The sequence below is a fragment of the Immundisolibacter sp. genome (assembly GCF_041625615.1).
Classification (GTDB): domain Bacteria; phylum Pseudomonadota; class Gammaproteobacteria; order Immundisolibacterales; family Immundisolibacteraceae; genus Immundisolibacter.
The window spans coordinates 1-4,710 of sequence record NZ_JBFJTF010000161.1; the positions used below are offsets into that span (position 1 = coordinate 1).

Sequence of the window (4,710 nt, forward strand, 5' to 3'; positions counted from 1 at the left end):
CGGCGACCAGGGCGCCCGCGCCCTGCTGCAGCGACACGCCGCCGACGTGCGGGAAATCGCTGTGGATGACCCCGGAATCCTGCACGACGTCGACACCCCAACCGACCTGTCGGAAACAACCGCGCGCGCATTGACCCCCGTCCCCCGCGCCCCCGCCGACCGATGCCGATCATCCTACGCATTTGGGCCCGCACACATCACGCGGTATCCTTGGAAGTTCTGCCGTTTTGCACGAACGGTCGGCTGCGTGTCTGATCGGCCTCCGCTGGCTCGTTATCCGGCACCGGCCCGGTTTGGCCCTGACAAGACCCGAACGGGCGCTCCAGGGTTGTTTTCAGTCATGTCATCGCAATCCACCCGGAGGCTAGATATTTCCGCTATCGATCCTCACATGTGTCTCACCCGTAACCGGCGACGCGCGCCGGTATCGCTCCAATGGACAAGGAAAGCCATGTTCAAGAAAACCTCCTGCGCCGTGGGCACGCTTGCCCTGTGCGGCCTGCTGAACACCGCGACCGCCGCTGACATTGCCGCCGGCACCGTCATCAATGTCGACAACATCGACCAGGTCAAATCCCAGACCTTCGAAGGCCGCCCCCTGTCGGATTTGATCCTGCCCACGCAGGAAAAAATGATTCGCGAGTTTGGGCTGCAGATGCGCCTGCGGGCGAGCGAGGAGCTGCCCATCGATCCGCGGCTGGTCTCCGCCACCGAGGAACACGCGGGCAAGGTGACGCTGGACGACAAGAACCGCCTCCAGAACTTCGTCACCGGCATGCCGTTCGCGAACATCGACGCCAACAACCCGGCCGACGGCATCAAGCTGGCCTACAACTTCATGCGCGGGCCGTGGTTTGCCGACGTCGTTGACTACAACCCGATGTATTTCGCGCTGATCAACGGCCAGAAGGGCTTCGAGCGTGAGCAGCACTGGCGCTTTGCCCGCTACCTGGCCAACGGCGCGCTGAATCCCGCCCTGGCCGACCCGAGCGGTGAAGTGGCCAAGTACGAAGTGGTTCTGAACAAGTACCCCAACGATTCGCGCGGTCTGGGCGTGCTGACCATCCAGTACACCGACGCCCGCCTGCCGGACGTGTACGCCTACGTGCGCAGTGTGCGGCGCGTGCGGCGCCTGTCCAGCAACGCCTGGGCGGACCCGCTGTCCTCGACCGACCTGCTGAATGACGAATCCTTCGGCATGAACCTGGATCCGTCCTGGTACGAGGACTGGAAACTGCTGGGCAAGCGCTGGATGCTGGCCTCGGTTCACTCCACCGTGGAAGTGCCCGCCGAAGGTGATGAGCGCTTCCCGATGATTGACATGAGCAAGGCGCCCTACTGGAACATCCTGGACGACTGGGAGCCGCGCGAAGTGTATGTGGTGGAAGGCAAGCCCGGTCGCGGCCACCTGCTCAACCGCAAGGTGCAGTACTACGACGCCAACCTGTACGCGCCGATGCTGCACTGGCAGGAGTTCTACGACCGGAAGAACGAGCTGTGGCGCATCGAGAACTGCAACTATCGTCCGACCAAGCGTAACGACGGCTCCATGGCGCCAACCGTGACCTATGTACCGGTCTACGACCTGCAGCGCCTGCACGCCACCATCGTGTTCGCCAACCCGGAAGGTCGCTTCAACTACGAAGGTGCCAAGGCGTCGGAATTCAGCCCGCAGGCCATTCCGCGTCTGATCAACTAAGGCAAGATCGCGCCGGCCTTGCGTCGGCGCACTCGACCGCGGGGACGTTCGCCGTCCCCCCAGCGCCCGCAGGCCTGACCGTCTGCGGGCGTTTTTTTGTCCGGCGCCCGGCCGCGGCCAATGCTAAGGTTCACGCACACGGCACGAACGAGGAAAATGCGTGGACATGTCGCTGCGGACCGCCAATACAGCCGCCGCCTGCGTGACCCCGGCCACCTTCGCGCATGCCCGGGTCACCGGCGCCCCCTCGAAGGCCGGCATCACACCCCCGAACCTTCGCAAGACCACCTGACATGCCCCGTCCCCCTCGGTTGCTGGACCTGATCGGCGCGCTGGTGGGCACGCCATCGGTCAGCAGCTTCGAACGCGGCCTGGACCACGGCAACCGCGCCGTCATCAACTTGCTGGCCACCTGGCTCGAGGACCTGGGGTTCCGGGTCCAGATCCAGGATCTCGACACCGACCCTGCCAAGGCCAACCTGATCGCCACACTCGGCGCGGGCGAGGACGGCCTGGTGCTCGCCGGCCATACCGACACCGTGCCCTGCGAACCGGCGCTGTGGCAACGAGATCCGTTCACGCTGCACGAAGCGGACAACCGGCTGTACGGACTCGGCACCGCAGACATGAAGGCCTTTCTGGCACTGGCTATCGAAGCCGCGCGTGACCTGCGCGCCGCCGACCTGAAACGCCCACTGGTGCTGCTGGCCACCGCCGACGAGGAAAGCGGCATGCTCGGTGCACGCCGGCTGGCCGAAGCCGGCCGCGCGCTCGGCCGGCACTGCATCGTCGGCGAGCCTACCGGCCTGAAACCCATCCGTCAGCACAAGGGGATCTTCGACGAGCGGATCCGAGTGGTTGGCCGCAGCGGCCACAGCAGCGATCCCACGCTCGGCAACAGCGCACTCGAGGGCATGCATGACGTCATCGGTGCGCTACTGGCCTGGCGCACCGAGCTGCAGAAGGCACACCGCGACGCCGCATTCCACGTGCCGGTACCGACGCTCAACCTCGGCCACATCCACGGTGGCGACAACCCCAACCGGATTTGCGGCGCCTGCGAGCTGACACTGGACCTGCGCCCGGTGCCGGGCTTGTACACCGCCGCCCTGCGCGAGGCACTGCACCCGCGCGTGCGGGCCGCGCTGGCGCCGCGAGGGCTCAAGGTGGAGTTCGAAGCCATCTTCGACGGCCTGCCCCCCATGGTCACACAGGCCGACGCACACATCGTGCGCCTGGCAGAGCAGCTCAGCGGCGCTCCCGCCGGGGCCGCCGCGTTCGGCACCGAAGGCCCCTATTTCAATGCGCTCGGCTGCGAAACGGTGATCCTGGGGCCTGGAAACATTGAACAGGCGCACCAACCAGACGAATATCTGGCGCTCGACCGCCTCACACCCACCGTCGAACTGCTTAAACAGGCCATCTCGCGCATCTGCCAATAACACACCCGGTGTGCCGTCACCGGCAGCCGTGCCCACCACGGCTGCGGTCCATCAACCGTGCCCGCCCCACGCCAACCCTCTTACCTCCCACAAGAAAACCGAGGAATCACACCCATGTCGTCCACCCCAACCGTCAGCGACATCATCGATCAGCGGCCCCTGTCTGGCGTGCAATGGTGGGTATTGGCCCTGTGTACCCTGGTGGTGCTGCTCGATGGTTTCGACGTGCAGGCCGCCGCCTTCACCGGCCCGGCCATCGCGGCCGCCTGGGATATCGACCGGGCCCACATGGGGCCCGTGTACGCGGCGGGACTGGCCGGCATGGCGGTGGGCGCGTTGTTGCTTGGCCCACTTGGCGACCGCTATGGCCGGCGCCCGGCACTGCTGCTGAGTGTGCTTGCGTTCGGCGGATTCACGCTGCTGACGGCCTGGGCACAGAACTTCGAACAGCTGGTGGTCATGCGCGCCCTGACCGGCATGGGGCTCGGCGGCGCCCTGCCGAACACAACAGCCCTGATGAGCGAATACGCCCCCCGTCGACAGCGCAACCTGTGCATTGCCATCACCTTCCTGGGCATTCCGCTGGGCGGCATCATCGGCGGCGTGCTGGCCAGCTGGCTGCTGCCGCGCTTCGGCTGGCCTTCCGTCTACATCGTCGGTGGCCTGGCCCCGCTGGCGCTGCTGCCGCTGCTGTGGCGCGTGCTGCCGGAGTCGATCGCCTTCCTGGTGACCCGCCGCAATCTGACCGAGGCCGCCGCCATCCTGCGCCGGATCGACCCGGATGCCGCGCTGCCGGCGCCCACAGGCGGACAGGATGCTCCCGCTGAACGGTTTCCCGTGCGCACACTGTTCGCCCCCGGCTATGCCGGCGACACCCTCAAGCTATGGGCGACCTTCTTCACCAACCTGATCGCCATCTATTTTCTCATCAGCTGGATTCCCACCCTCGTGGTGGAAGCCGGCTTCGCCATCACCTACGCCACCTGGGCCACGGTGGCGCTGAATCTGGGTGGCGCCATCGGCCCGCTGTTGCTGGCGCACCTGACGGCCCGACGCGGCACGCGCCACATGCTGCCGGCCGCGCTGCTGCTGGCCGCGCTGAGCGTGGTGGTCACCGGACGCGTGCACCACTCGCTACCACTGCTGCTGACGCTGGTGTTCTGCTGCGGGTTCTTCTCGTTCGGCGCACAGATCAGTCTGAACGCCCTCACCGCGTACATCTACCCCACCCATGCCCGCTCCACCGGTGTCGGCTGGGCGCTGGGCATCGGCCGCATCGGATCCATCCTGGGTCCGCTGGTCGGCGGCCTGCTGTTGCAGATGAAGCTCGGCCTGGCGAACTATTTCTTGACCTTCAGCACGCTGCTGATCGCCGCCGCGCTCTCTGCCTTCACCATCCGGCGGCACCAGCCGCCGGCGTAAAGGCTCGCCGCCGCGCAGACAGGCCATCCGGCACGGAAGCATCCGCGCGGCAGGACGCCGGTTCTGCTGAGAATCGGCGAGCTGTCGTCGCGACGCTGCCCCGGCGCTTAGAAACGGTCCGGTTGGCGGTCCGGACGCAGCACGCCC

The 4,710-nt window shown here is 66.5% G+C and carries 4 protein-coding genes; all 4 read left to right on the plus strand.

From position 1 onward, the window contains the following. Window positions 1-451 precede the first annotated feature (451 nt). The 4 genes from ABYX71_RS10575 to ABYX71_RS10590 all read left to right on the plus strand — a co-directional run bounded on the left by ABYX71_RS10575 (window position 452) and on the right by ABYX71_RS10590 (window position 4,563). Entirely contained in the window at window positions 452-1,699 is a 1,248-nt protein-coding gene (locus ABYX71_RS10575; protein WP_372696463.1) for a DUF1329 domain-containing protein, read from the plus strand. A 160-nt stretch (window positions 1,700-1,859) separates the two neighbouring features. Further along, window positions 1,860-1,991: a hypothetical protein gene (locus ABYX71_RS10580; protein WP_372696464.1), complete on the plus strand. Its 132-nt coding sequence runs from the start codon at window positions 1,860-1,862 to the stop codon at window positions 1,989-1,991. A gap of 1 nt (window position 1,992) precedes the next feature. Next, window positions 1,993-3,141, plus strand: coding sequence for an acetylornithine deacetylase (argE, locus tag ABYX71_RS10585; protein ID WP_372696465.1), 1,149 nt, complete (start codon window positions 1,993-1,995; stop codon window positions 3,139-3,141). Between the two features lie 114 nt (window positions 3,142-3,255). Then, window positions 3,256-4,563, plus strand: coding sequence for an MFS transporter (locus ABYX71_RS10590; RefSeq protein WP_372696466.1), 1,308 nt, complete (start codon window positions 3,256-3,258; stop codon window positions 4,561-4,563). Window positions 4,564-4,710 lie beyond the last annotated feature (147 nt).